This window comes from Stagnihabitans lacustris (assembly GCF_025950525.1).
GTDB lineage: Bacteria > Pseudomonadota > Alphaproteobacteria > Rhodobacterales > Rhodobacteraceae > Stagnihabitans.
The window spans coordinates 149,178-174,542 of record NZ_JAPDGS010000003.1 but is presented as its reverse complement, the minus strand read 5'-3'; the positions used below and the strand labels follow the sequence as shown (position 1 = coordinate 174,542).

Annotated in this window: 22 protein-coding genes and 1 tRNA gene; 17 read left to right on the top strand and 6 right to left on the bottom strand. The window is 63.9% G+C overall.

From position 1 onward, the window contains the following. The first annotated feature begins 4 nt into the window (after positions 1-4). Positions 5-1,120: a protein-glutamate methylesterase/protein-glutamine glutaminase gene (locus tag NX862_RS09305; RefSeq protein ID WP_264493630.1), complete on the top strand. Its 1,116-nt coding sequence runs from the start codon at positions 5-7 to the stop codon at positions 1,118-1,120. Here NX862_RS09305 and NX862_RS09300 read toward each other — a convergent pair whose 3' ends face one another. The 4 genes from NX862_RS09300 to NX862_RS09285 all read right to left on the bottom strand — a co-directional run bounded on the left by NX862_RS09300 (position 1,121) and on the right by NX862_RS09285 (position 5,673). Next, complete coding sequence (locus NX862_RS09300) at positions 1,121-2,002, bottom strand: NAD-dependent epimerase/dehydratase family protein (protein ID WP_264493629.1); 882 nt, start codon at positions 2,000-2,002, stop codon at positions 1,121-1,123. Further along, complete coding sequence (mgrA, locus tag NX862_RS09295) at positions 2,002-3,021, bottom strand: L-glyceraldehyde 3-phosphate reductase (RefSeq protein WP_264493628.1); 1,020 nt, start codon at positions 3,019-3,021, stop codon at positions 2,002-2,004. Before mgrA ends, NX862_RS09300 begins: the two co-directional genes overlap by 1 nt. Before the next feature lie 254 nt (positions 3,022-3,275). Beyond that, entirely contained in the window at positions 3,276-5,324 is a 2,049-nt protein-coding gene (gene recQ, locus NX862_RS09290) for a DNA helicase RecQ (protein WP_264493627.1), read from the bottom strand. A gap of 64 nt (positions 5,325-5,388) precedes the next feature. After that, entirely contained in the window at positions 5,389-5,673 is a 285-nt protein-coding gene (locus tag NX862_RS09285) for a YggT family protein (protein ID WP_264493626.1), read from the bottom strand. A 115-nt stretch (positions 5,674-5,788) separates the two neighbouring features. Here NX862_RS09285 and NX862_RS09280 point away from each other — a divergent pair, with 115 nt between their 5' ends. The 9 genes from NX862_RS09280 to NX862_RS09240 all read left to right on the top strand — a co-directional run bounded on the left by NX862_RS09280 (position 5,789) and on the right by NX862_RS09240 (position 14,045). Continuing rightward, positions 5,789-7,141, top strand: coding sequence for an MFS transporter (locus NX862_RS09280; protein ID WP_264493625.1), 1,353 nt, complete (start codon positions 5,789-5,791; stop codon positions 7,139-7,141). Continuing rightward, the gene (mepA, locus tag NX862_RS09275) at positions 7,138-8,025 is read left to right on the top strand and encodes a penicillin-insensitive murein endopeptidase (RefSeq protein ID WP_264493624.1); all 888 of its coding nucleotides are present in this window, start codon (positions 7,138-7,140) and stop codon (positions 8,023-8,025) included. Before NX862_RS09280 ends, mepA begins: the two co-directional genes overlap by 4 nt. Then, positions 7,998-8,849: an esterase-like activity of phytase family protein gene (locus NX862_RS09270; RefSeq protein ID WP_264493623.1), complete on the top strand. Its 852-nt coding sequence runs from the start codon at positions 7,998-8,000 to the stop codon at positions 8,847-8,849. Before mepA ends, NX862_RS09270 begins: the two co-directional genes overlap by 28 nt. A 76-nt stretch (positions 8,850-8,925) precedes the next feature. Next, positions 8,926-9,543: a queuosine precursor transporter gene (locus NX862_RS09265; RefSeq protein WP_264493622.1), complete on the top strand. Its 618-nt coding sequence runs from the start codon at positions 8,926-8,928 to the stop codon at positions 9,541-9,543. 224 nt (positions 9,544-9,767) lie between these two features. Beyond that, the gene (gene arfB, locus NX862_RS09260; protein WP_264493621.1) at positions 9,768-10,190 is read left to right on the top strand and encodes an alternative ribosome rescue aminoacyl-tRNA hydrolase ArfB; all 423 of its coding nucleotides are present in this window, start codon (positions 9,768-9,770) and stop codon (positions 10,188-10,190) included. Positions 10,191-10,368: 178 nt separating this feature from the next. Further along, entirely contained in the window at positions 10,369-11,361 is a 993-nt protein-coding gene (locus tag NX862_RS09255) for a LacI family DNA-binding transcriptional regulator (protein WP_264493620.1), read from the top strand. Continuing rightward, a complete protein-coding gene (locus NX862_RS09250) occupies positions 11,362-13,230 on the top strand; it encodes a glycoside hydrolase family 127 protein (RefSeq protein ID WP_264493619.1) in 1,869 nt (622 codons plus the stop codon). Positions 13,231-13,385: 155 nt separating this feature from the next. After that, positions 13,386-13,461 (top strand) — tRNA-Ala (locus NX862_RS09245). Between the two features lie 92 nt (positions 13,462-13,553). Further along, positions 13,554-14,045, top strand: coding sequence for an SRPBCC family protein (locus NX862_RS09240; RefSeq protein WP_264493618.1), 492 nt, complete (start codon positions 13,554-13,556; stop codon positions 14,043-14,045). Positions 14,046-14,052: 7 nt separating this feature from the next. Here the strand turns inward: NX862_RS09240 and NX862_RS09235 are convergent, their stop codons facing one another. Then, complete coding sequence (locus NX862_RS09235) at positions 14,053-14,880, bottom strand: prephenate dehydratase (protein ID WP_264493617.1); 828 nt, start codon at positions 14,878-14,880, stop codon at positions 14,053-14,055. A gap of 122 nt (positions 14,881-15,002) precedes the next feature. On the opposite strand from NX862_RS09235, the gene NX862_RS09230 reads away from it, so the two are divergent. The 7 genes from NX862_RS09230 to NX862_RS09200 all read left to right on the top strand — a co-directional run bounded on the left by NX862_RS09230 (position 15,003) and on the right by NX862_RS09200 (position 23,348). Then, positions 15,003-15,524: a c-type cytochrome gene (locus NX862_RS09230; protein ID WP_264493616.1), complete on the top strand. Its 522-nt coding sequence runs from the start codon at positions 15,003-15,005 to the stop codon at positions 15,522-15,524. A 135-nt stretch (positions 15,525-15,659) separates the two neighbouring features. Further along, complete coding sequence (locus NX862_RS09225; protein WP_264493615.1) at positions 15,660-17,546, top strand: extracellular solute-binding protein; 1,887 nt, start codon at positions 15,660-15,662, stop codon at positions 17,544-17,546. Beyond that, positions 17,546-18,688: a microcin C ABC transporter permease YejB gene (locus tag NX862_RS09220; protein WP_264493614.1), complete on the top strand. Its 1,143-nt coding sequence runs from the start codon at positions 17,546-17,548 to the stop codon at positions 18,686-18,688. The genes NX862_RS09225 and NX862_RS09220 overlap by 1 nt, the downstream gene beginning before the upstream one ends. After that, entirely contained in the window at positions 18,685-19,848 is a 1,164-nt protein-coding gene (locus tag NX862_RS09215) for an ABC transporter permease (RefSeq protein ID WP_264493613.1), read from the top strand. Before NX862_RS09220 ends, NX862_RS09215 begins: the two co-directional genes overlap by 4 nt. Next, positions 19,845-21,434, top strand: coding sequence for an ABC transporter ATP-binding protein (locus NX862_RS09210; RefSeq protein ID WP_264493612.1), 1,590 nt, complete (start codon positions 19,845-19,847; stop codon positions 21,432-21,434). The genes NX862_RS09215 and NX862_RS09210 overlap by 4 nt, the downstream gene beginning before the upstream one ends. Continuing rightward, a complete protein-coding gene (locus NX862_RS09205) occupies positions 21,431-22,663 on the top strand; it encodes a glycosyltransferase (protein ID WP_264493611.1) in 1,233 nt (410 codons plus the stop codon). The genes NX862_RS09210 and NX862_RS09205 overlap by 4 nt, the downstream gene beginning before the upstream one ends. Further along, positions 22,641-23,348 (top strand): hypothetical protein, encoded by a 708-nt coding sequence (locus NX862_RS09200; RefSeq protein WP_264493610.1) that lies wholly within the window; start codon positions 22,641-22,643, stop codon positions 23,346-23,348. The genes NX862_RS09205 and NX862_RS09200 overlap by 23 nt, the downstream gene beginning before the upstream one ends. On the opposite strand, the gene NX862_RS09195 is transcribed toward NX862_RS09200, so the two are convergent. Next, entirely contained in the window at positions 23,312-25,345 is a 2,034-nt protein-coding gene (locus tag NX862_RS09195) for a calcium-binding protein (protein WP_264493609.1), read from the bottom strand. The genes NX862_RS09200 and NX862_RS09195 overlap by 37 nt on opposite strands. Positions 25,346-25,365 lie beyond the last annotated feature (20 nt).

Genomic DNA, 25,365 nt, shown 5'->3' with positions numbered 1-25,365 from the left:
CGCCATGTCCCAGCATCCTGGCCGACTTCAACCCTCTGACCCGAAATCCCGCGTCATCCGGGTCTTCATCGTCGACGACAGCGCTGTGGTGCGGCGCGCCCTGACGGATATTCTGACGTCCGATCCGCGGTTCGAAGTCATCGCCGCGGTCGGCGACCCCTTTGCCGCGGCCGAAAAGCTGCGCCAGGTCCGGCCCGATGTCATCATCCTTGACGTCGAAATGCCCCGGATGGACGGCGTCACCTTCCTGAAAAAACTGATGGCGCAGCATCCGATTCCGGTGGTGATCTGCTCGTCGCTGGTCACGGAAAAGTCCGAAACCCTGCTGGCGGCCCTCGCCTCTGGCGCGGTGGAAATCATTGCCAAGCCAGAGCTGGGCGTGAAGCAATTCCTGGAGGAGGCGGCAGAGCGGGTCCGCGATGCCGTCTTGGCCGCCGCCCGGGCGAAGGTCAAGGTGATCAACTCGACCAACCTTGTCGCACCGAAACTCTCGGCCGATGCGATGCTGGCGGCGCCCAAGGCCCAGGCGTCGGGCTCGGCCATGCTGCGCACGACCGAGAAGATCATCGCCATCGGCGCCTCGACCGGCGGGACCGAGGCTTTGCGCGTCCTGCTGGAAAGCATGCCGATGGATTGCCCGCCGATCATCATCGTGCAGCACATGCCAGAGAACTTCACCGCCGCCTTTGCAAAGCGGCTGGATTCGATCTGCGCGATCACGGTGTCAGAGGCGCGCAACGGCGACCGGCTTTTGCGCGGCCATGCGCTGATTGCGCCGGGCAACCGTCACACTTTGCTGGCCAGATCCGGCGCGCAATATCATGTTGAGGTGCGCGACGGCCCCATGGTCTCGCGCCACCGGCCCTCGGTCGATGTCATGTTCCGCTCGGTTGCGCGCTATGCCGGGTCGAATGCCGTGGGGATCATCCTGACCGGCATGGGCGACGATGGCGCGCGCGGCATGAAGGAAATGCGCGACCTTGGCGCCTCGACCATTGGGCAGAACGAGACCAGCTGCGTCGTTTATGGGATGCCGAAAGAGGCCATGGCGCTGGGGGCCGTGGAACAGGAACTGCCGCTGGAGCGGATCGCGGCGGCAGCCCTGCGTTTGGCCAAGTGATCAGACCAAGTCGCGCCAGTCGTAGTTTTGCTTGAATCCCAAGACTTTGCGGATCTTGGCGTTCGACAGCGGTGCGTCAAACCCTTCCAGAGCCCCGGTGATCGGGGTCCCCGGGGCCACGCGGGCCAGAAACTCCCGCGCGGGCTCTCGCGCGGTGATGTTGTCATTCACCGCGTTGAAAACCTGATAGCCCAGGCCGTCCTTGCGGACACAAAGGTCAACGATCTGGCCCAGGTCGCGGGCGTCGATATGGCTCCAGGCGTTGCGCTTTCGCATCAAGGGGTTGTCCAACCACTCGGGGAAGTTCGCGTAATCCTCGACCGACAGGACATTGCCGATCCGCAGCGCGTAGATATCGGCGCCAAATCGTTCGGCAAAGGCGCGGGCGGTCTTTTCGCCGACGACCTTGGACAGGCCATAGCTGTCCATCGGATCAACGTCATAGTCCTCTGTCAGCGGGAATTCCTTGTAGTCGCGGTCGCCCTCGGCAAAGCAGACCCCATAGGTGGTTTCCGAAGAGGCGATCACGACCTTGCGGATGCCCAGCTTCATCGCGGCCTCGATCACATTATAGGTCGAGGTCACGTTTTCGATGAAGGTCGCATTGTCCGGCCGCATCAGGATGCGCGGCACGGCGGCGAAATGCACCACCGCATCCGGGCGCGCAGGCCCGCCCGGCGCGGCGTAACCGTCATAGCCGAAATGGCAAGAGAGCGCGTTCATCGTCTCGCCGCCATCGGTCAGATCGGCCAGCAAAGTATGGACGCCGGGATGGTTCAGCACCACCCGGTCGACATTCAGAACCTGGTGCCCCTGCGCCAGCAAATAGGGGATGACGTCGCGCCCGGCCTTGCCCGAGCCTCCGGTGAAAACGATACGCATCAGTCGCTGAGCCCCCGCCACAGATCAATGCCGCCTTCGGTGGCATGATGGTTGATATCGGCCAGTTCTTGGGCCGTGAAGTCAAGTTTGTTCAACGAATTCAACGAGTCATCCAGCTGCGCCACGTTGCGCGCGCCCACCAGCGCCGAGGTCACGCGCGGGTCGCGCAGCACCCAGGCGATCGCCATTTGCGCCAAAGACTGCCCGCGCTTGGCCGCGATGTCGTTCAGCGCGCGGATGCGGCCGAGGTTTTCCTCGGTCAGAAGTTTCATGTTGAAGGACCCGCCCTTCGCCGCCCGCGCATCCTCTGGCACGCCGTTCAGATATTTGCCCGTCAGCATCCCCTGACCCAGCGGCGAAAAGGCGATGCAGCCCGCGCCGACGGACTCCAACGTGTCCAGCAGCCCGAATTCGATCCAGCGGTTGACCAGCGAATAGCTGGGCTGATGGATCAACAGCGGCACGCCCTCGGCGCGCAGGATCGCTTCGGCCTGCTTGGTGCGTTCCGGCCCATAGGAGGAGATGCCGACATAGGTCGCCTTGCCCTGCCGATGCAGCTGCACCAGAGCCGACATGGTCTCCTCCAAGGGCACGTCCAGCGTCGGCCGATGCGAATAAAAGATGTCGAAGTGGTCGATCCCCATCCGTTTCAGGCTTTGATCGGCCGAGGCCAGCACATGTTTGCGCGACCCGCCCAGACCATAGGGGCCCGGCCACATGTCCCAGCCCGCCTTGGACGAAATGATCAGCTCGTCGCGGTGCGCCTTGAAATCCTTGGCGAAAATCACGCCGAAATTCTCTTCGGCCGACCCATAGGGCGGGCCGTAGTTGTTCGCCAGGTCGAAATGCGTGACGCCACGGTCAAAGGCGCGGCGCAGGACGGCGCGGTAGGTCTCGAAAACATCCGTGCCGCCGAAATTCTGCCACAGCCCCAGCGAGATCGCCGGCAGCAAAAGGCCCGAGCGCCCGCAGCGGCGATAGGGCATCTGGTCGTAACGGTCGGGGCTGGCAAGATACATCGGGGGCTCCTCCTGGCTGTCGCAATTAGCTAGCCCCCCTTGCATCGGGTTTCAAGGAAAACGATTGCCGTGGCGCGGCTGGATGCGTCAGGGGGGCCGTCTGACACCCCGAACCCCTCCAAGGATATTTATGACCAGATGAGGGGGACAAAGGCGGCTTTATATGAATTTCAACGTCTTGCTGCGCAGCGAGCTTGGTTAATGCTGCGCAGCATATCCGGGGCGCAAAGCTGCTCCGTGCTTGACACGGAGCCTCATGCGTTGCGCAGGACCTGCAGGAAGGCGGGGCCGAACCGTTCCACCTTTTGCTCGCCCATGCCCTGCACGTGGTAAAGCTCGTCCAGGCTGCCCGGCCGCCGTTCCGCAATTTGCCGCAGCGTCGAATCCGTGCAGGACAGGTATTTCCCCGTCCCATCCTCGCCCCGCGACAGCGCCACCTGCGCCTCGGCCAGGCGGTCAAAGATCGCCCCCGCCTCGCGCCCGACCAGTTTCCGCCGCGCCGGAGAGGGCGCCTCGGCCGCGCCCCCCAGGATCACCGCCAAAAACGCCTCGCCATAACTTTCCAGCTTTTTCATGCCGATGCCGGTGATGCCGAACATCTCATCCAGGGTCTGCGGCTTTTTCTCGGCCAGTTCCATCAGGGTGCGGTCGGCAAAGATGACATAGGCCGGCACGCCCTGCGCCTCGGCCAGGGCGCGGCGTTTCGCCTTTAGCGCCGACAGAAGCGGCAAGTCGTCCTCGCCCACCTGCGACGCGGCTTTGGTCACGTAACCAGAGGCCTTTTCGACCGTATCGGCGCGCAAAGTCACCTGAACTTCGCCGCGCAGCACGGGGCGCGCGGCTTCGGTCATGTAAAGCCCGCCGTTCTGTTCCGGATCAGGACGGAGGAGGTCGCGGCCCATCATCTGACGGAAAACCGCGGTCCAGGCGCCCTTGGACAGGTCACGGCCGACGGCAAAGGTCGGAAGCTGGTCATGGCCCTTTTCCTTGACCCGCATCGTGGCATTGCCGGTCAGGACGTCGATCAGATAGCCCGCGCCGAACATCTGCCCGGTGCGCAGCACGACCGACAGCGCCTTGCGCACCGCCTCGGTTGCGTCAAACAGCTTGGCCGGACGCTCGCACAGGTCGCAATTGCTGCAAGGACCGGAGTCCTCGCCGAAATAGCCCAGCAGCACCTGACGGCGGCAGCCCACCGCCTCGGCCAGACCCAAAAGCGCGTTCAGGCGGCCGTGGTCGGCCTCTTTGCGCTCGGTCGGCGCGGCGCCCTCGTCGATCTGGGACCGGCGCAGGCGGATATCCTCGGGGCCATACAGCGTCAGCGTGTCGGCGGGGCTGCCATCGCGACCGGCGCGGCCGATCTCCTGGTAATAGCCCTCGATCGACTTGGGCAGGTCGGCATGGGCGACCCAGCGGATATCGGGCTTGTCGATCCCCATGCCGAAGGCGACCGTGGCCACGACGATCAGCCCGTCCTCTTGCTGAAAGCGCAGCTCGGCCTGGCGGCGCTCTTCGGGGTCCATGCCGGCGTGGTAATAGATCGCCGGATGGCCCGCCTCACGCAGGGCCATGGCCAGCACCTCACATTTCGACCGGCTGCCGCAATAGACGATGCCGGACTGGCCCTTGCGCACCCTGACATAGGACAGGATCTGCTCGCGCGGCGCATCCTTGACCGCGAAACACAGGCGGATGTTGGGCCGGTCAAAGCCGCGCAGAAAGGTGCGGGGCGCCGTGCCGTCGAACAGCCGCGTGACGATCTCGGCCCGGGTTTCGGCGTCTGCGGTGGCGGTAAAGGCGGCCAAAGGCACGCCCAAGTCGCGCCGCAGCGTCCCGATGCGCAGGTAATCGGGGCGGAAGTCATGGCCCCATTGGCTGACGCAATGCGCCTCGTCGACCGCGATCAGCCCGACACGCGCCCGACGCAGCAGGGCCAGGGTCCCCGGCAAGGCCAGCCGTTCGGGCGCCAGATACAACAGCCGCAAGCGCCCGTCGTCCAGCGCGCGAAACACCTCTTCCGTCTCGGATTCCGTATTCCCCGAGGTCAGCGCCCCCGCCTCGACCCCTGCCGCCTTCAGGCTGCGGACCTGATCCCGCATCAGCGCGATCAGCGGCGAAATCACCACCGTCACCCCATCCCGACACAGCGCGGGCAGTTGAAAGCACAGCGACTTGCCCCCGCCCGTCGGCATGATGGCCAGCGTGTTTTCGCCCGCGATCACCGCCTGGACGATCTCTTCCTGGCCTGGCCGAAACCCTGCAAAGCCCCAGACTTGGTGGAGCAACTCTTCCGGTGAGGTCATGAGGTCAATCTGGAACACATGGGACTTTTGCCCCGAACTTGGTTAAGGCCGGGTTAACCCCAGCCTAGAAGGAGTAAAGATTGTTGCGGATCACGATTTCCAGCGCATAGATCGCCAACAGCACGATCAGCGGCGCAAAGTCGATGCCGCCCGTCCCGGGGATCAACCGGCGCACGCGGGAATAGACCGGGTCCAGAACGCGGTTCAGCCCATACCAGATCTGCGCGACCAAGGGTTGACGCAGGTTCAGCACCTGGAAGTTGATCAGCCAGCTCATGATGACATGGATCAGGATGACCCAACGGGCGATGCCAACAAGCATCAACAGGATTTGCAGGATCGAGGTCATGGCAGGCCCTTTCGTTTGCGTAGATGTGGTAGCTTGAACCCAAGGCATCCGCAATCTCTGGCTTGCTTAATTGCGGGGCTTGGGGCTTCATCCGGGGAAAAGATGGGGTTGCGGCATGGGAACGACAAGCAGGAAGCGCATCTGGGGGTGGTGGTTCTTTGACTGGGCCAGCCAGCCCTATAACACGCTGCTTCTTACTTTTGTCTTTGGCCCCTATTTCCAGCAGGTCGCGACGGCCCATTTCGCAGGCCAGGGCCTTGCCCCCGAGGCGGCGGGCGCCGCAGCTCAGGCCTATTGGGGCTGGGGCCAGTCGATCACCGGCGTTCTGATCGCGGTGATGGCGCCTTTGCTGGGCGCCTTTGCCGATGGCACGGGGCGGCGGATGCCCTGGATCGTCAGCTTTTCCGGGCTGTATATCCTGGGCTCGGCGATGTTGTGGTTCCTGATGCCCACCTCACCCGACCTGTTGATGGCGCAAATCTGGTTCGGCATCGGCATGGTGGGGATGGAGTTCGCCACGATCTTTACCAATGCGCTGATGCCCGACCTGTGTGACGACGCGGATATGGGCCGGGTCTCGGGCTATGGCTTTGCCTTTGGCTATCTGGGCGGGATCATCTCCTTGGTCATCATGCTGCTTTTGCTGGCCGAAAGCGGCGACAGCGGCAAGACGCTGATCGGGCTGGACCCGCTGTTCGGCCTTGACCCCGCAGCACGCGAGGGGACGCGGTCCGTCGGCCCCTTTACCGCCATCTGGTTCGCGGTCTTCATGGTGCCCTTCTTTCTGTGGGTGCATGAGGTGCCAAGGGTCGCCACCGGCATGGGCCGCGCGCTGCAAAGCCTGACCGACCTGATCCGCAGCCTGCCGCGGCGCGGGTCGCTGTTTGCGCATCTGGGGTCGTCGATGATCTACCGCGACGCGCTGAACGCGCTTTACGCCTTTGGCGGGGTCTATGCGGCGGGGGTTCTGGGCTGGTCGATCACCCAGATCGGCGTCTTTGGCATCGCGGGGGCCTTGGCGGCGGCGGTGTTCTCCTGGATCGGAGGCCGCGTGGATTCCGCCCGCGGGCCAAAGCCGGTCATGGTCGTGTCAATCTGGGTGCTGATCGCGGTTTGCCTGGTGATCGCGGGGATGACCTCGGACAGCTTTTACGGGGCGGCTCTGGCGCCTGGCGTGGCGGACAAGATATTCTACGCCTGCGGCATGTTGATCGGCGCGGCGGGGGGGATGCTGCAATCGTCAAGCCGCACGATGATGGTGTTTCACACGACGCCCGCCCATGCGACCGAAAGCTTCGGGCTTTATGCGCTGTCGGGCAAGGTCACGTCCTTCATCGCGCCCGCCGGCATTGCCTTGGCCACCACGATCAGCGGAAGCCAGCGCATCGGCATCGCCATCCCGTTGATCTTGCTGTTCCTTTTGGGGATGGTGCTGCTCGGATGGGTCAAACCCAAGGGGGAAAGATGAAAACCTGGATCATCGCCGGGCTGATGGCCTGCATGGGCAGTGCGGGGCTTGCCGAAACCACCGCCGCTACGCTGTTTTCCGCCAAGCCCCTGCCGACTGCCGGGGAAGCGCAGCCTGTGGGCGCTTATGGCAAGGGCTGTGCGGCTGGCAATGTCGAACTGGCCGAGACCGGGCCGACCTGGCAGGCCATGCGCCTGTCGCGCAACCGCAACTGGGGCCAGCCGGTGACGGTGGCCTATCTGATGGAACTGTCGGCCGCCGTGCAGGCCGCCGGGTGGCGCGGTCTGTATATCGGTGACATCGGCAATCCGCGCGGCGGGCCGATGAATTCGGGCCATGCCAGTCACCAGATGGGGCTGGATGTCGACATCTGGTTCTCTATCCCCGACCGGCTGGACCATTCCCGGCGCGAGCGCGAGAAGATGTCGGCCATCTCGATCCGGTCGGATGACCAGCTGTCGGTCAATGGCAACTGGGACCCGTCCTATCGTGAGGTTCTGCGGCTGGCGGCCCAGGACCCCCGCGTCGACCGCATCTTCGTCGCCGCCGCCATCAAGATCGAGATGTGCAAGACCGCCACCCCCGCCGACAAGGCCTGGCTGCAAAAGATCCGGCCCGAGGCGAACCACGAAGACCACATGCATGTCCGGCTGAAATGCCCCAAGGGCTCGCCGCTGTGCGAAAGGCAAAAGCCCACGGTGGCTGAACTGTCGAACGGTGGGGATGGCTGCGACGACACGCTGATGTGGTGGGTGTCGGATGCCTATCTGCATCCGAAGCCCTCCAAGACGCCGGTCCCCGCCGCCCCGCGCAAAAAGGGCGCGCGCCAGCTTTTGATGTCCGATCTGCCTGCACAATGCGCCGCCGTTCTCTCGGCCAACTGATCCTTGGTCTGTGGCTGATGGGCCTGCAAAGCGCGGCGGGCCCGCTGCCGCCCGAGGGCTTCTTGCGGTCCTTTGACCTGAAAGCCCTGCCCGGCGGCGGCTTTTCGGCGCTGCATATGACGGCGGATGGCGCCAGCGCGGTGATCCTGACCGACAAGGGCGGCTTTCTGCGGGTCAAGATCGACCGTGCGGCAGGACAAGTGACCTCCGGGCCCCTGCTGGCGGTGCTGGACGCAAAGGGTCGGCCCCTGCGCGACGGCCAGTCCGACACCGAGGGCCTGGCCGTGGGTCCCGGCGGGCGGGCCTGGATATCGACAGAGGGCACGGCGCGGGTCCTTTCGATGCCGCGGATCGGCCAGCCCTCAACCCGGATGCCGCGGCCCAAAGCGTTCGCGCAATTCCCCCCGAACACCGCCTTCGAGGCCCTGGCCCGCGCCCCCGATGGCACGCTGTGGCTGATCCCCGAAGCGGCGGTGAAGGGCGACTTGCCGGTCTTCACCTGGACCGGGACCGCCTGGGAAAAGGCCTATTCCCTGCGCCATGACCCCTTTTGGCTGGTCGCCGATGCCTGTTTCGACGACAAGGGCCGACTTTATGTGCTGGAGCGGCTTTTCGCAGGCCCCGCGGGTTTTGCCAGCCGCATCAGGCGGTTTGACCAAGGGACCGAAGCGCTGATCCTGCAAACCGCGCTTGGCACCCATGACAACCTGGAGGGGCTGTCGATCTGGCGCGATGGGACGGGGCTGGTGGCCTCGATGGTGTCGGACGACAATTTCCTGAAGCTGTTTCGCGCCGAACTCGTGGAATATCGCTTGCCGGACTAGGGCTGCGGGCGTAAAGGCACCCAGCCCCATGGGCACCCTCAAGTCTCCGCGACCTTGTAAAAAACGGAAAACAGCAATGAAAACGCTTCTGCCTGGCATAATTGCCATGGCCGCGCTTGTCGTGGCCTCGAATATCCTCGTCAACCACCCGCTTGGGGCTTACCTCACCTGGGGCGCGCTGACCTATCCCTTCTGCTTTCTCGTCAATGACGTCATCAACCGGCTGGAGGGCAAGCGCGCCGCCCGCATCGTCGTGCTGGCGGGCTTTGTCGTGGGCCTGGCCTGTTCGGTCGTGGCCGCCCAAGTCCCCGGCCTGACCACGTTGCGCATCGCCTTTGCCTCATTGACCGCCTTTGCGCTGGGGCAACTCTTGGATATCACGATCTTTGACCGGTTGCGCCGCGCGGCCTGGTGGCGGGCGCCGCTGGTGGCGACGCTGTTTGGCTCGACGCTGGACTCGGTGGTGTTCTTTACGCTGGCCTTCGCCGGCGCGCTCAGCTTTCTGGAACCCGGCAACGACGTCTCTTGGGCGGGCGAAATCGGCCCGCTTTTGGGCTTTGGCCCCGCGGTCCCCTACTGGATTTCGCTGGGCGTCGCCGACTGGGCGGTGAAGTTTGCCATCGCCTTGTTCGGTCTGCTGCCGTTCCGTCTAATTATCGCGAAATTGGCACAACCAGTTGCGGAAAGCTTTTGACAAACCGCAAATCCGTGTCAGACTCACCCTATCGGCAACCATTCGAAAGGAGGTGATCCAGTGTCTAGAGTGATATTGGAGAAGTGCGTCGGGACAGCTTGGAGGATGGTTTTCTAAGGGCAACCCCTTGAAAAATCTCACCAAGTTGGATGGCACCTAACTGGCCCCATCTCCTTGGAACTCGGGAAGGGTCGCGCGCTGCGACCCTTTCTCGTTTGGTGAACATGCTTATAATCAACGAAACGATCAGCATCGCCGATTGGGAATTGTCCGAGCAATTCGTGCGGTCTTCCGGCCCCGGCGGGCAAAATGTGAACAAGGTTTCCACCGCCGTCGAATTGCGGTTCGAGGCGGAACGCTCGCCCCATCTGACCCCCGCGGTCAAGGCGCGCCTGAAACGACTGGCGGGCCGCCGCTGGACCAACGAAGGCGCCATCGTCCTGCAGGTCGAGGACACCCGCAGTCAGGCCCAAAACCGCGAGATCGCCCGCGACCGCCTGATCGAACTGATCCGCGCCGCCCTGGTGGTGCCCAAGCGGCGGATCGCCACGAAACCCACCTATGGCTCGATCCAGCGCCGTCTGGTGGCGAAAAAGGTCCGCGCTGGCGTGAAAACCGCCCGCGGCACGGTCGAGGACGAGGACTGACCCCGCAATCGGCAGGGCAACACACGCCCTTGCAGTCGGCAAAGCCCGGCCCCACAGTCGCACCGTAACGGGCGGCCGACGCACAGCCTCATGGCCCCCACCTTAACCCCGTTGACAAGCCGCCAATCCCGCGCCACCTTGGACCTTAGGAAAACGTTTTCCCAACCCAGGAGCGCCCATGGCCGACGACCGGCGGAACCCGACGATCCATGACGTCGCCCGCGCCGCCGGGGTCTCGATCGGCACGGTCTCCAAGGCGCTGAACGGCACCGGCTCGCTTGCGCAATCCACCCGTGACCGCGTGATGACCACGGTCCGCGCGCTGAACTTCCGCCCGAACCTGCTGGCCAAATCTCTGCACACCGGGCTGTCCGGGTCAGTCGGGCTGATCTCCAACGACAGCTTCGGCCGTTTCACCATGCCGATCATGGAGGGCCTGGAACGCGTCCTGTCCGAGGATGGCATCGGCGTCTTCATGGCCAACGCCACCGACGACCCCGAGCGTGAACTTGCCCATCTGGAGCAGCTTCTGGCCAAGCAGATCGACGGTCTGGTCGTCACCTCGCGCCGCGCCGACCGCCGTCCTTCCATTGAAATTCAGGGCCTGCCGATCCCGGTCATCTATGTTTTTTCCCAAGGCGGTGAGGATGCGCTGTCCTTCCTCCCCGATGACGAGGGCGGCGCAAGGCTCGCCACCGAACACCTGATCCAACAGGGCCGCACCCGCATCGCCCATATCACCGGCCCCGACAATTTCGAGGCCGTCCGCCTGCGCGAAATCGGCTGGCGCGCGGCCCTGACACAAGCCAACCTCCCCCCCGGCCCGGTCCTGCATGGCCCCTGGTCCGAAGCCTGGGGCCGCGAGGCGATGGCCCGCCTGCTGACCCATCCCCCCGACGCCATCTTCTGCGGCAACGACCAGATCGCCCGCGGCGTCGCCGACACGATCCGTGAAGCGGGCCTCAAATGCCCCGAAGACATCGCCCTGGTCGGTTTCGACAACTGGGACGTGATGGTGACAGCCTGCCGCCCGCCCCTGACCTCGGTCGACATGAACCTGACCGCCTTGGGGGCCGAGGCCGGGCGCCAGCTGGCGGCCATGATCAAGGGCGCCAAGCCAACCGGCACCCATCGCCTGCCCTGCACCCTCATCCACCGAGAAAGCACGTAAATGCGCCGCTATGCCTCTGTTCCCTTCTCCGATGTCCAGATCACCGGCGCCTTTTGGTCCGAGCGTCTGGAAACCGTCCTGACCCGCACCATCCCCAGCCAGCATGCCCAACTGGCCAAGCACAACATCCTGCGCAGCCTGAAACTGCCGCAACCCGTGCCGCCCCTGACCATTCCGCCGCATCCGAACGGCTTCACGACCGAGATCTTCTGGGACAGCGATGTCGGCAAATGGGTCGAGGCCGCGTCCTATGCCCTGTCGCACCGCCGCGACGCGGTCATCGAGGCGCAGATCGAAGAGATCGTCACCGACCTTGAACGCGCCCAGGCCCCCGACGGCTATCTGAACTGCTGGTATCAGGAGCGCGAGCCGGAAAACCGCTGGACCAACCTGCGCGACAATCACGAGATGTATAACGCCGGCCACCTGCTAGAGGGCGCCGTGGCCTATTACCGCGCCACCGGCCGGGACCGGATGCTTCAGGTGATGGAGCGTTACATGGACCACATCGCCGCGACCTTCGGCCCGGACAAGAAACGCGGCTATTGCGGCCATCAGGAAATCGAACTGGCCCTGGTCAAGGCCTTTCACGCGACGGGCAAGACCAAGTTCCTGGACCTTGCGACCTATTTCATCGACGAAAGGGGCGCCCAGCCGCATTACTTCGACCAGGAAGCCGCCGCCCGCGGCGAGCCTGCCGGGAAATACGGCCAGGGGACTTATGAATACTCGCAGTCCCATATCCCGGTGCGTCAACAGACCAAGGTCGTGGGCCACGCCGTCCGCGCCATGTATATGTATACCGCCATGGCCGATCTTGCCGCCGAACACGGCGACACCGCCTTGAAGCAGGCCTGTCAGACCCTGTGGCGCGATGTGACCGAAACCCGGATGTATGTGACCGGCGGCTTCGGCCCCTCGGCCCGGAATGAGGGTTTCACCCAAGATTACGACCTGCCCAACGACACCGCCTATGCCGAGACCTGCGCTTCGGTGGCCATGGTCTTTTGGGCGGCACGGATGCTGAACCTGGACCTGGACGGCCAATATGCCGATATCCTGGAACTGGCCCTGTATAACAATTCGTTGGCCGGCCTGTCGCGCGACGGCGAGACCTATTTCTACGACAACAAGCTGGAGTCCGACGGCTCGCATCAGCGTTGGGAATGGCACCCCTGCCCCTGCTGCACGATGAACGTGGCGCGGCTGGTGGCCTCGGTTGGCGGCTATGTCATGGGGCTGGCCAAGGACGAAATCGCGGTTCACCTTTACGGCGGCGCCAAAGCCACCCTGCCCGTGGCGGAGGGTCAGGCGACGATCACCGAGACCTCAGCCTATCCCTGGGACGGCGCCATCCGCGTCCAAGTCCAGTCCGACCGCGCCTTCACCCTAAGCTTGCGCATCCCCGCCTGGGCCAAGGGCGCCACGGCGACGGTCAACGGCGCACCCGTGCCGATGACGACGGAACGCGGCTACCTGCGCCTGCATCGGCACTGGGGGGATGACAGGGTCGCGCTTCACCTTCCCATGACGCCGCAGCGGGTCCATGCCCATCCCGAGGTCAAGGCCGACATCGGCCGCGTCGCCCTGATGCGTGGCCCGCTGGTCTATTGCCTTGAAGCCCAGGACCAGGCCGCGCCCCTCCACCGCCTGCGCCTGCCGCGCGGGGCTGATTTGACCGCAACCTTCCGCGCCGACCTGCTGGGAGGCGTCGCCGTGGTGACAGCCCAAGGCGCCGCCCTCCAAAACCCGGCCGCGCTATATCAGACCGAGCCCCCGACCGAGCAGCCCTCGCCCTTGCTGGCGCTGCCCTATTACGCCTGGTGCAACCGCGGAGCGAACCCGATGCAGGTCTGGGTCCGGGAATAGGGCCAGCACAGAGCCTGTTTCCCGCCAGCCGAGGCCCAGGCGCCCCCCGGCGCCCGGGCCTTGCCAGCCCGACAATCTTGATCGCCTTGCCGTCCCACCACAGCGCCGGCCCCCTTGACATTCCCGCCCCCATCCGCGAAAAACGCTGCGCGGATGGGGCAATAGCTCAGTTGGGAGAGCGTATCGTTCGCAATGATAAGGTCAGGGGTTCGATCCCCCTTTGCTCCACCAATCCACCTCACCGTTAATAAACTCGCCGCAGCATGGCTTGCGGTCGCTGGCGATTCCGGCGACATTCGCCGCCTTACGAACGGGATGACGGCATGAAGCTTGTGGCGCGATACGATGTTGATGTTCCCGTCAACTTCGTCTGGGCAGAGATCACCGACTTCGAGGCCTGGGAGCGCATGGCCATGCGCCGCGGGGCCGAGGTCACGCGCACCGACCGCATGACGCAAAAGGGCGCCGGCATGGCCTGGGCCCTGGGCTTTGCCTTTCGTGGCCAGGCGCGCAAGGCGACGCTGGCGGTGCATCTGATGACGGAGCCGGAAAAACTGACCGTTTCGGGACAATCGGCGCTGGCCGATGTCACCATGGCCATCAGCCTGATGGACCTGACCTCCACCCGCACGCGCATCGAGGTCAAGACCGAGCTGAAACCGCGCACCATCGCGGCGCGGCTTTATGTCCAGGGCCTGAAACTGGCCCGCAAAAAGGTCGAGCGGCAATATGCCAACCGCATCAGCCAGCTGGCCGTCGAGATCGAGGACCGCTTTCGCCGCCCCACCAACCTGCGGGACAGCCTGCGGCGCTAAAGGCGATTCACCGCTTCCGGTCGGCCGGATAGACGCCCAGGATCGTCAGATGGGTGGTGAAATAGGCCAGCTCGTCCAGCGCAAGGCGCAGACCTGCGTCCTGGGGATGGCCCTCGACATCGGCGTAAAACTCGGTCGCGGTGAAGCTGCCGTCGACCATATAGCTTTCCAGCTTGGTCATGTTCACACCATTGGTCGCGAAACCGCCCAGCGCTTTATACAGCGCGGCCGGGATGTTGCGGACGCGGAAGACGAAGGTCGTCATCATGTCGGCGGCACGCCGCGCCATATCGGCCTCACGCGACATCAGCAGGAAACGGGTCGTGTTGTTGGCGTGATCCTCGATATGGCGGGCCAGAACGTCCAGCCCATAGATCCGCGCCGCCAGCTCACTGGCCAGGGCCGCCCGCGTCACATCGCCCGCCTCGGCGACCTCACGCGCGGCGCGGGCATTGTCGGAACTGACCTTCCCCTTGATGCCATGGGCGCGCAAAAACCCCGCGCATTGCGGCAGGATCACCACATGGCCATGCGCCTCGCGGACATCGGCGAGGGTCGCTCCCTTGACCCCCAAAAGGTTCACATGGACGCGCACAAAGGCCTCGTCGACGATATGCAGCCCCGACTTCGGCAACAGCGAATGAACATCGGCCACGCGGCCATAGGTCGAATTCTCGACCGCCAGCATCCCCATGTCGGCCTCGCCCGACCGCGTCATCTCGACCACGTCTTCAAAGGTGGTGCAGGGCACGGGGATGCAGCCCGGGCGGGCCTGTTCGCAGGCCTGATGCGAATAGGCGCCAAGTTCGCCCTGAAACGCGATACGGACCGACATTGAGGCAACCCTTTCGTAAAAAATGGGGTCAAAGCGACCTTTTGGCGCGTTGCTACACCTTGCAAGGACAAGGGGGAAGCGGGTAGATAGCGCGCAAAGAACTGCCTGAAGGAAGGTGCTGCATGTTCGACACGATGACCATGACCAAGATCGTTGGCAGTGTTTGCGGAGCGCTGCTGTTCTTCCTTTTCGGCGTCTGGGCCGCGGGCTCGATCTATGGTCTTGGCGAAAAGGGCCATGGCGAACATGCCGCTGCGGTCTATCCTGCCGCCGTCGAGGGTGAGGAAACCGCCGCCGCCGATGAAGGCGCCGTCGAAGTGGCCTATGCCGATGTTGCAGCCACCGCCGATGCCGCCGCGGGCGAAAAGGTCTTTGGCAAATGCAAATCCTGCCACAAGATTGATGGCGGCGACGGCACGGGTCCGCATCTGAACGGCGTCGTGGGCCGGGCACGCGGCTCGGTCGCGGGCTTCAAGTATTCCGAGACGATGGCTTCGGTGCAGGACCCCTGGACGGCCGAGCATCTGTATGACTTCCTGAAGAACCCCAAGACCTATGTCCCGGGCACCAAGATGGGTTTTGCGGGCCTGCCCAAGCCCGAAGACCGCGCCAATGTCATCGCCTATCTGGAATCGCTGAAGTAAGCGGTCCGACATTCGATCAAGGGCCGTCCTTCGGGGCGGCCTTTTTCGTTGATCACCCCCCGCTCACGCAATCGCGGCTTGTGGACCTTTTGCAAAGCGCATTACCTTTACCGCCAAAGAAGACGGAGGTGCGCGATGAAATCGCTGGCAGTTGCACAGGTTCGGGATTGGCGGCTGGGGATGGCGGGGCTGGTGCTGATGGCCGCCCTGGCGCATGAGGCCAGAGCGCAGGACATCATCACAAGCCACGGGATTTCGACCTTTGGCGACCTGAAATACGGGCCCGATTTCACCCCCGATTACGTCAACCCCGATGCCCCCAAGGGCGGCGAGATCTCGATGGCCGCCGTGGGGGGCACCTGGGACACGCTGAACCCCTATTCGATCAAGGGCGTTCCGGGCGCGGGCGCCACCGCGCCTTATGAAACCATCCTGACCGGCACCGCAGACGAAATCGGCGCGGCCTATTGCCTGATGTGCAAGACGCTGGAATACCCCGCCGACCGCGCCTGGGTGATCTTTCACCTGCGCGACGACGTGACATTCGCCGATGGGTCGCCCATGACCGCCGAGGACGTGATCTTTTCCTATGAACAGTTCCGCGACCATGGGCTTTCGGACTTCCGCACCATCCTCAGCACTCAGGTCGACAAGGCCGAGGTCATCGACCCGCTGACGGTGAAGTTTACCTTCAAGGCTGGCGTTCCCTTCCGCGATCTGCCGGCCAAGATGGGCGGCTTTCCGGTGTTTTCCAAGGCCGATTTCGTGGCCAAGAAGCGCAGTCTGGAAGACTCGACGCGCGACCCCTTTCTGGGCACCGGCCCCTATCAACTGGACAGCGCGCGCACCGTGACCGGCCGCGCCGTGGTGTGGAAGCGCAACCCGGATTACTGGGGCGAGGCGCTGCCGATCAACAAGGGTCAGAACAACTTCGACTCGCTGCGGTTTGAATATTTCGGCGACCCGAATGCGGCGTTTGAGGCCTTCAAGGCGGGCACCTATACCTTCCGCCAGGAAAGCTCTTCGAAGTCCTGGGCTACGGCCTATGACTTCCCCGGCGTCCAGGACGGCACGGTGAAACAAGAGGAAATCGCCAACGGCGCCAAGGCTTCGGGCCAGGCCTATGTCTTTAACCTGCGCCGCGAAAAGTTCCAGGACCCCCGTGTCCGCGAGGCGATCAGCCTGATGTTCAACTTTGAATGGTCGAACCGGTCGCTGTTTTACGGGCTTTACACCCGCATCAATTCGGTCTGGGAAAACAGCTATCTGGCGGCCCAGGGCGCGCCCTCGGAGGCCGAAAAGGCCATCCTGCAGCCGCTTGTGGACCAGGGCCTGTTGCCCGCCGCCATCCTGACCGACCCGCCGATCACGGCCCCGGTGTCGGGCGAAGATCAGCTGGACCGCAAGAACCTGCGCAAGGCCTCCAAGCTGCTGGACGAGGCGGGATGGGAGGTCGGCGACGACGGTTTGCGCCGCAAGGATGGCGTGGTCCTGACGGTGGAAATCCTGAACGACAACCCGCAGTTTGACCGCGTCCACAATCCCTTCATCGAAAACCTCAAGGCGCTTGGCATCGACGCCAGCCTGAAGAATGTCGATGATGCGCAATTCGAAACCCGCACCCAGCCGCCTGCCTTCGACTTTGACCTGATCACCAGCGCCGCCCACGCCAACATGGAGCCGGGCGACGAGATGCGGCAGTTCTATGGCTCGGAGACCGCGGACAATTCGTCCTATAACGTCATGGGACTGAAATCCCCCGCCGTCGATGCCATGGCCCGGGTGGTCGAAGCCGCCAAGACCAAAGAAGAGCTGGTGACGGCCACGCAGGCGCTGGACCGCGTGCTTCTGGCAGAGCGGTTCTGGATACCTCAGTGGTATAAGGCCTCGGTCTGGACGGCCTATTACGACCAATACGGCCATCCCGAAAAGATGCCGCCCTATGCTTTGGGCGAGACCTCGTTCTGGTGGTATGACGCCGCCAAGGGCGACAAGCTGAAAGCGGATGGCGTGTTGCGCTGATGCCGACCTATATCCTGCGCCGCATCCTGTTGATGATCCCGACGCTGATCGGGGTCATGCTGATCAACTTTGCCCTGACCCTGGCCGTCCCCGGTGGCCCGATCGAGACGCTTTCGGCCCGGCTGGAAGGCGAGGGCGAGGCCAGCGACAAGCTGCAAGGCGGCTCCGAGACGACCGAGGAAGCCGGCGGCTACAAGGGCGCGCGCGGTCTGCCGCCCGAGTTCCTGGACCAGATCGAGGTCGAATTCGGCTTTGCCCGCATCGTCTGCGACACCGGCTTTGTCGGCACCCCGACGCTAAAGGACACGGCCTGCCGCAAGGAAAAGATCGGCGCGGTCGAACGGTTCTTCATCATGATGGGGAAATACCTGACCTTCGACTTCGGCGAGAGCTATTTCCGCGGCGAGAATGTCATGACCCTGATCGCCGACAAGCTGCCGGTGTCGATCACCCTGGGGCTGTGGTCGACGCTTCTGGCCTATCTGATCTCGATCCCCTTGGGCATCCGCAAGGCCGTGCGCAACGGGTCAAGCTTTGACGTCTGGACCTCTGGCATCATCATCGCCGCCTATTCCATCCCCTCGCTGCTGTTCGCGGTGATGCTGATGGTCGTTTTCGCGGGCGGGTCGTTTTTCCGCATCTTCCCCCTGGTCGGCCTGACCTCACCCCAAGAGGTCTGGGACCAGCTGACCCCGATGGGCAAGGTGTTGGACTACCTGTGGCACATCGTCTTGCCGGTCACGGCGCAGCTGATTACCGCATTCACGACACTGACCCTGCTGACCAAGAATTCCTTCCTGGACGAGATCGGCAAGCAATATGTGATGACCGCCCGGTCCAAGGGCCTGTCGGAACATCAGGTTCTGTATGGTCATGTCTTTCGCAACGCCATGATGATCGTCATTGCGGGCTTTCCTGCGGCCTTTATCGGGGTTTTCTTCGGGTCGTCGCTGTTCATCGAAAAGATCTTCACGCTGGATGGGCTGGGGCTTTTGGGCTTTAACGCCATCGTCGGGCGGGATTATCCGATCATCTTTGCGACGCTTTATGTCTCGACGCTTTTGGGGATGGCGATCACGCTGATATCCGACCTGACCTATATGCTGATCGACCCGCGCATCGACTTCGAGGCCCGGAAATGAAGATCGACCCCCTGGCTCCCCCCCTGGCCCCCCCCCTGGCCCCCGCGACGAAGCCGCTGACCCTGAACCAGCGCCGCTGGCGGAACTTCAAGGCGAACAAGCGGGCGTTTTACTCGCTGATCCTGTTTTCCATCCTTTACGGCCTGTCGCTCTGTGCCGAGCTGATCGCCAATGACAAGCCCTTGGCGGTGCAATACCAGGGCGAGTGGCGCGCGCCCTTTCTGTCGTTCTATTCGGAACAGGACTTCGGCGGCGATTTCAAGACCGAGGCAAGCTACAAGGACCCCGTCGTCCAATGCCTGATTCTGACCGGTGGCGCGGTCGATTGCCTTGATACGCCCGAAGATATCGTGGCAACGGTGGCCGACGGGTCTTATGGCGCGGCGCTGGATGGGTTCCAGCCGGGGCGCATCATCTGGGCGCCGATCCCTTTCAGCTATGACACGATCAACGACCTGGAGGCCGCCGCGCCGACCAAGCCCGACGGCACGCATTGGCTGGGCACCGATGACACGACGCGCGACGTGCTGGCCCGCGCGATCTATGGCTTTCGCATCTCGGTCACGTTCGGCCTGATCTACTCGGCCATCACTTCGGTCATCGGCGTCATCGTGGGGGCTTTGTCAGGCTACCTGGGCGGGCGGTTCGACCTGATCCTTCAACGCGTGCTAGAGGTGATCTCTTCGACGCCGCAGCTTTACCTGATCATCTTCCTGGCCTCGATCTTTTCCATGAGCTTCTGGTTGCTTATCGCGATCATGGTGGCCTTTGGCTGGATGGGCCTGGTGGGCCTTGTCCGGGCCGAAACGCTGCGGGTGCGCAACTTCGAATATGTCCGCGCGGCCAAGGCGCTTGGCGTGCCGGGCTGGGTGATCCTGTTCCGCCACATCCTGCCCAATGCGACGATTTCGACGACCACGATGATGCCCTTTGTCGTCACCGGCGCCATCGGATCGCTGACCAGCCTGGATTACCTGGGCTATGGCCTGCCCGCCGCTTACCCCTCGCTTGGGGAAATGACACGGCAGGCGCAAAACAACCTGGAGGGCTGGCATCTGGCCTTTACCGCGTTTTTCACCTCGGCCCTGATGCTGTCGCTTTTGATCTTCATCTTCGAAGGCGTCCGCGATGCCTTTGACCCGCGCCGGACTTTCAGATGAGCCTTTTGACCGTTCAAAACCTGACCGTGGGCTTTCGCCAAGAGGGCCAGGTGACTCAGGCCGTCCGTGGCGTGTCCTTCACCCTGAACAAAGGCGAGACCCTGGCCCTTGTCGGCGAGTCGGGCTCGGGCAAGTCGGTGACGGCGCTGTCCACCGTCCGCCTGCTGCCCGAAGCGGCCGAGGTGACAGGGTCGATCCGCTATGCCGGGACCGAAATGGTGGGCGCCCCGGAAAGCGCCCTGCGGCGCGTGCGGGGCAACGACATCAGCTTTATCTTCCAAGAGCCGATGACCTCGTTGAACCCGTTGCATACTGTGGAACGCCAGATCACCGAAAGCCTGTCGCTGCATCAGGGGGTCAAGGGGGCAACGGCCCGCGCGCGGGTGGTCGAACTGTTGACCAAGGTCGGCATCCGCGACCCCGAAAGCCGGATGCTGTCTTTTCCGCATCAGCTGTCGGGTGGTCAGCGCCAGCGCGTGATGATCGCCATGGCCCTGGCGAACAAGCCGGAGCTGTTGATCGCGGATGAGCCGACGACGGCGCTGGATGTGACGATCCAGGCGCAGATCCTGGACCTTTTGGCGGTTCTGAAGGCGTCGGAGGGGCTGTCGATGCTCTTCATCACCCATGACCTGAACATCGTCCGCCGGATCGCAGATCGGGTCTGTGTGATGCAGGGCGGGGAAATCGTCGAACAGGGCGTCACGTCCCAGATTTTCGCCAACCCCCAGCACCCCTATACCCAGAAACTGCTGGCGGCCCATTCGGTTGGCGCCCCCGAACCCGTGCCCCAAGGCGCGCCCGAGGTCCTGCGCACCGAGGGCCTGAAGGTCTGGTTCCCGATCACCACGGGCCTGATGCGCCGCACCACGGGGCATATCAAGGCGCTGAACCCGGTCAACCTGTCGATCCGCGCCGGTGAGACTCTGGGCGTCGTCGGCGAAAGCGGATCGGGGAAATCGACCCTGGCGCTTGGCGTTCTGCGCCTGGCGCAAGCCGAGGGGCGGGTTTACCTGAACGGTCAGGACATCTCGCGGCTGTCGGAACGCGCGATGCGGGGGCATCGGCGCGACATGCAGGTGGTGTTCCAAGACCCCTATGGCAGCCTGTCGCCCCGCATGACCGCCGAAGCGATCATCGCCGAGGGCCTGGGCGTCCATGGCGTCGATCCCGGCCGCAACCGTCGCGACATGGTCGGCGCGATCATGGAGGAAGTCGGCCTGAACCCCGCCATGATGAGCCGCTATCCGCATGAATTCTCGGGCGGGCAAAAGCAGCGCATCGCGATTGCGCGGGCGATGATCCTGAACCCAAAGCTGGTGGTGCTGGATGAGCCGACCTCTGCGCTGGATATGACCGTCCAGGTGCAGATCGTCGACCTTCTGCGCGATCTGCAACGGCGGCATGGGCTGGCTTATATCTTCATCAGCCACGACCTGCGGGTGGTGCGGGCCATGTCGCACAAGGTCATGGTGATGCGGGCCGGCGATGTGGTCGAACAGGGCGAGACAGAGGCCATTTTCGCCCATCCGCAAAGCGACTATACCAAGGCGCTGATGCTGGCCGCTTTCGGGACCCCTTCATGAAACTGCTTTTCGTCCACCAGAATTTCCCGGGGCAATACCTTTACCTTGCGCCCGAGATGAAAAAGCGCGGCCATGAGTGTCTGGCGCTGACCGATTTCACCAACACCCGCGACAGCGCGATCCCGGTGCTGAAATACAAGCATGAGGCGCCCAAGGTCGATCCGGCCGTCACTCGTCTGGGCCGCAATTACACCCAGATGTCCGACCGCGGTGTCACCGTCGCCCGCGCCTGCCTGCAGTTGCGGCAGTCCAAGGGCTATGTCCCTGATGTGATCTTTGGCCACTCCGGCTGGGGTGAAACGCTGTTCCTGAAAGAGGTCTGGCCCGAGGCCAAGCTGCTGATCTATGCCGAGTTCTACTATCGTGGGCGCGGCGCCGACGTGGGCTTTGACCCCGAATTCAACCCGCCCAACTTTGATCAGGTGATGATTGCTCAGGGCCGCGCCGGGCATCTGGGGCAATCGCTGCTGCATGCCGATGCGGGGCTGGCGCCGACCGAATGGCAGGCCTCGACCTTTCCGCCCCCGCTGCGCCGGATGATCAAGGTGATCCATGACGGCGTGAACACCGATGTGATGACGCCCAACCCGGCGGCTGCGGTGACGCTTCCCGATGGCCGCATCCTGCGCGCCGGGGACGAGGTTCTGACCTTTGTGAACCGCAACCTGGAGCCCTATCGCGGCTATCACACCTTCATGCGCGCCCTGCCTGAGGTTCTGGCCGCAAGGCCCCAGGCTCAGGTGGTGATCGTCGGCGGCGACGAGGTCAGCTATGGCTCGGCGCCCAAGGATCGCAAGGGCTGGAAAGACCTGATCCTGTCCGAGGTCCAAGACCGTCTGGACATGTCGCGCGTGCATTTCATGGGGAAAGTGCCCTATGACCAGTTCGTTTCGATCATGCAGGTCTCCCGCGCCCATGCCTATCTGACCTATCCTTTCGTGCTATCCTGGTCGATGATCGAGGCCATGTCGGCCGGCGCCCATGTCATCGGCAGCGCCACCGCCCCGGTGACAGAGGTGATCCGCGACGGGGTCAACGGGTCGCTGGTCGATTTCTTTGACGTGCCGGGTTGGTCGGCCAAGCTGACCGATGCGCTGGCCCGCCCCGAGGCCTATGAGGCCGTCAGGATCTCCGCCCGCCGCACCGCGCTTGACCGCTATGATCAGCGCATCCTTTTGCCGCAGATGATCGACTGGGTGGAAAGCTTTGGACCCGCAAAGACTGTTTGACGGCGCCCATATCCGCATCACCCGACAGGGCTGCGGCCCGCTTTGGGCGACGTTCGACAATTTCGACGCCGCGCGGCGCGGGTTCGACCCGGTGCGCCTGCCCCAGACGGCGACGACGGCGGGCTATGCGCCCTGCCATGTGCAAACCTCTGGCAACGATTGGTATCTTGGCCCTGATCTGGAGGCCGCTTTGGCCCTGACACCGGGGACGGGTCGGGCGCTGGGGATTTCGATGGGGGCCTTTGGCGCGCTGCTGTTCGCGGCGGCCCTGGGAACGACCGAGGTCATCATGGTCTCGCCGCGGTTTCCCGCGCCTTTGGGCTGGCCACGGACGGCCAAGATTTACGCGACCAACCCGCCCCCCGGCTGGCAGGCGCGGGCCGAACAGGCCACGCGCGCCCTGCCCCGCGGCGTGATCCTGTATGACCCGCATCACCCCGACGACAAGGCCGCGACGCGCTGGCTGATGGCGCGCAACCCGCGGCTGCGCGCCGTGGCGGTGCCCTTTGCCAGCCATCCCGCCACCAGCCTGTTTCGCGAAAGCCAAAGCTGGGGCACGCTGCAGGACCTGATGCTGACCTGTCCCTTCGACGCCCTGCCCGCAGCCATCGCCCGCCTGCGCCGTCAGATGCGCCTGAAGTCCGAGCGTTACAGGGTCAGCATCGCCCCCGTCATTCCGTCCTGAAGCGTCAATCCGGTGATCCCCGCGCCGTCCTGCAGGATGGCCAGCACCGGCCCGCCAATCCCGCCCCAATGGACCAGCAGTTCCGCCCCGGTCCCGCCGATCCCCGCCACCACCTTGCGCTCTAGCGTAAAGTTGGCAGCCGTGACGGCCGAAGCCCCCTCATAGATCAGGAAGTCGAAATCGGCCTTGCGGAAGTCGCGGATGATGTCGGTGCCGCTTTCACCGGCGCGAAACACAAAGGCATCCGCCCCCGTGCCGCCCCACAAAGTATCCGGCCCCTCGCCGCCCGAGATATAGTCGTCGCCCGCCTCGCCATACAGCACATCGGGGTTGATGCGCCCCTCCATCACATCGGCCCCGGCGCCGCCGGTCAGCGTGTCGCTGCCAGGTCCGCCCCAAAGCCGGTCATCGCCGTCACCGCCCCAGATCCCGTCATTGCCGACCCCACCCAACAGCGTGTCATTCCCGCCCAGGCCGTAAATCTTGTCATTCGAGGCCATGGCGTCGATCCGGTCATTGGCATTGGCCAGGCCGGTCATGTTGTCCGCCGCCATCGACCCCATGCGGATCGGCGCCTTGGTCAGCTGCAGCACCAGCGTCTCATGCGCGCCCAGTTGCGCCGCATAGACCCCGCCCGACAGGAACGAGGCCAGGTTCTGCGCCGTGACCCGGACCGGAGCATCGGGCTCTTCCCAGGGGGCCAGCCCGGTAAAGGTCTTGTAAACCCCATCCGCCCCCGCCGCATCGACAGCGATCACCCGGGCCGAGGTCACATCGAACCGGTCCAGATAGCTGGCCAGGTTCATGTTGATCTGCAACGCGCCATCCACCAGCGACGACACGAACAGCAAGGTCTTTTCGCCATCCGAAAACCCATGGATGTCGTAATGCGCCGAGGCCACCGGCACATCGGCGACCTTCATCCCCAGGGTCTCTTTCGCCATGATCTGCATCAGCGCGCCCGAGGCCTGAAGCTGGCCGCGGTAATCCGCCAGCGCCGAGGCGTTATACATGGTCGACCAGATGTCCAGCTCGTCGACACCCAAAGTGACCAGCGCCGAAAACATCTCCAGCAGGATCGGAACCTGTTGCAGGCCAAAGCTTTGCGGGTCCTTGAAGTGGACGTTCCATTCGGAAACCACCGTGTCCAAGGCGCGCCCGGCCTTGGTGGACCAAGCGTTCAGCAGGTCCATCGAATAGCCCAGGGTCGAAGCGATCGTGCCATAGGTGTGGGAATTGGCCTGACCCAGAAACTTGCCCTCGGTGTAATAGAAATGCGTCGTGGCGGCGGTGACAGAGGCCAGTTCGGCGGTGTTGAACTGCGCCATCACGTTCTGATTGCGCGCGGCAAGGTCGGTCATGGAAAAGCTTTCGCCGGCGCTGACCACCCAGACCTGAACCGCGACATCGGGACGCGGCGCTGCCAGGCCGGGGCGGGCGTCGTAAAAGCGGTCGATCTCCTGGTCGACGATCAGGGCCAGGGCGCTGGCGACCTTGCCATATTCGACCGCGTTCATATAGCCCGCGTATTCGTTGCCAAGCTCAAAGGTCGCGATGCCGCCCGGACCGGCCGTGTCCAGCAGATAGCGGACATAATTGCGCACCAGCCCTGACATGGCCGGATCGAAATCCCGCGTGCCATAGGCGGTATGGGTCAACAGCTGTTCGGTGTTCAAAACGATGGTCGCCTGAGAGCCCGTCGCCTTGCAATAGGCCAGGAATTGCGCCGGCGTCGTCAGGCTCATGACCTGACCCGTGGGCGACATCGCCGAAGTCGCCTGGGGGTTGGCATAGTCGAACAGCGTCTCGGCCTCGGTCCCGCCTGGAAAGCGGACCAGCTTGGACCCGATCTGGGCCTGAACCTCGTCGAACTTCTCCCATGGCAGGGTGCCAAAGCGCTCATAGCCCTGTGTCAGGTTCATCCCGACATGCCGCGCGGTGATCGCATCGCCGCGCGTGGTCAGCGCCGCAAGCGTGGTGTTTTCGATGATCGCCATGACTGCCCCCAATCCGTTTG

Coding starts and splice junctions, on each gene's coding strand:
- NX862_RS09305 (WP_264493630.1), top strand. CDS start 5: ATGTCCCAGCATCCTGGCCGACTTCAACCCTCTGACCCGAAATCCCGC.
- NX862_RS09300 (WP_264493629.1), bottom strand. CDS start 2,002: ATGCGTATCGTTTTCACCGGAGGCTCGGGCAAGGCCGGGCGCGACGTC.
- mgrA (WP_264493628.1), bottom strand. CDS start 3,021: ATGTATCTTGCCAGCCCCGACCGTTACGACCAGATGCCCTATCGCCGC.
- recQ (WP_264493627.1), bottom strand. CDS start 5,324: ATGACCTCACCGGAAGAGTTGCTCCACCAAGTCTGGGGCTTTGCAGGG.
- NX862_RS09285 (WP_264493626.1), bottom strand. CDS start 5,673: ATGACCTCGATCCTGCAAATCCTGTTGATGCTTGTTGGCATCGCCCGT.
- NX862_RS09280 (WP_264493625.1), top strand. CDS start 5,789: ATGGGAACGACAAGCAGGAAGCGCATCTGGGGGTGGTGGTTCTTTGAC.
- mepA (WP_264493624.1), top strand. CDS start 7,138: ATGAAAACCTGGATCATCGCCGGGCTGATGGCCTGCATGGGCAGTGCG.
- NX862_RS09270 (WP_264493623.1), top strand. CDS start 7,998: ATGCGCCGCCGTTCTCTCGGCCAACTGATCCTTGGTCTGTGGCTGATG.
- NX862_RS09265 (WP_264493622.1), top strand. CDS start 8,926: ATGAAAACGCTTCTGCCTGGCATAATTGCCATGGCCGCGCTTGTCGTG.
- arfB (WP_264493621.1), top strand. CDS start 9,768: ATGCTTATAATCAACGAAACGATCAGCATCGCCGATTGGGAATTGTCC.
- NX862_RS09255 (WP_264493620.1), top strand. CDS start 10,369: ATGGCCGACGACCGGCGGAACCCGACGATCCATGACGTCGCCCGCGCC.
- NX862_RS09250 (WP_264493619.1), top strand. CDS start 11,362: ATGCGCCGCTATGCCTCTGTTCCCTTCTCCGATGTCCAGATCACCGGC.
- NX862_RS09240 (WP_264493618.1), top strand. CDS start 13,554: ATGAAGCTTGTGGCGCGATACGATGTTGATGTTCCCGTCAACTTCGTC.
- NX862_RS09235 (WP_264493617.1), bottom strand. CDS start 14,880: ATGTCGGTCCGTATCGCGTTTCAGGGCGAACTTGGCGCCTATTCGCAT.
- NX862_RS09230 (WP_264493616.1), top strand. CDS start 15,003: ATGTTCGACACGATGACCATGACCAAGATCGTTGGCAGTGTTTGCGGA.
- NX862_RS09225 (WP_264493615.1), top strand. CDS start 15,660: ATGAAATCGCTGGCAGTTGCACAGGTTCGGGATTGGCGGCTGGGGATG.
- NX862_RS09220 (WP_264493614.1), top strand. CDS start 17,546: ATGCCGACCTATATCCTGCGCCGCATCCTGTTGATGATCCCGACGCTG.
- NX862_RS09215 (WP_264493613.1), top strand. CDS start 18,685: ATGAAGATCGACCCCCTGGCTCCCCCCCTGGCCCCCCCCCTGGCCCCC.
- NX862_RS09210 (WP_264493612.1), top strand. CDS start 19,845: ATGAGCCTTTTGACCGTTCAAAACCTGACCGTGGGCTTTCGCCAAGAG.
- NX862_RS09205 (WP_264493611.1), top strand. CDS start 21,431: ATGAAACTGCTTTTCGTCCACCAGAATTTCCCGGGGCAATACCTTTAC.
- NX862_RS09195 (WP_264493609.1), bottom strand. CDS start 25,345: ATGGCGATCATCGAAAACACCACGCTTGCGGCGCTGACCACGCGCGGC.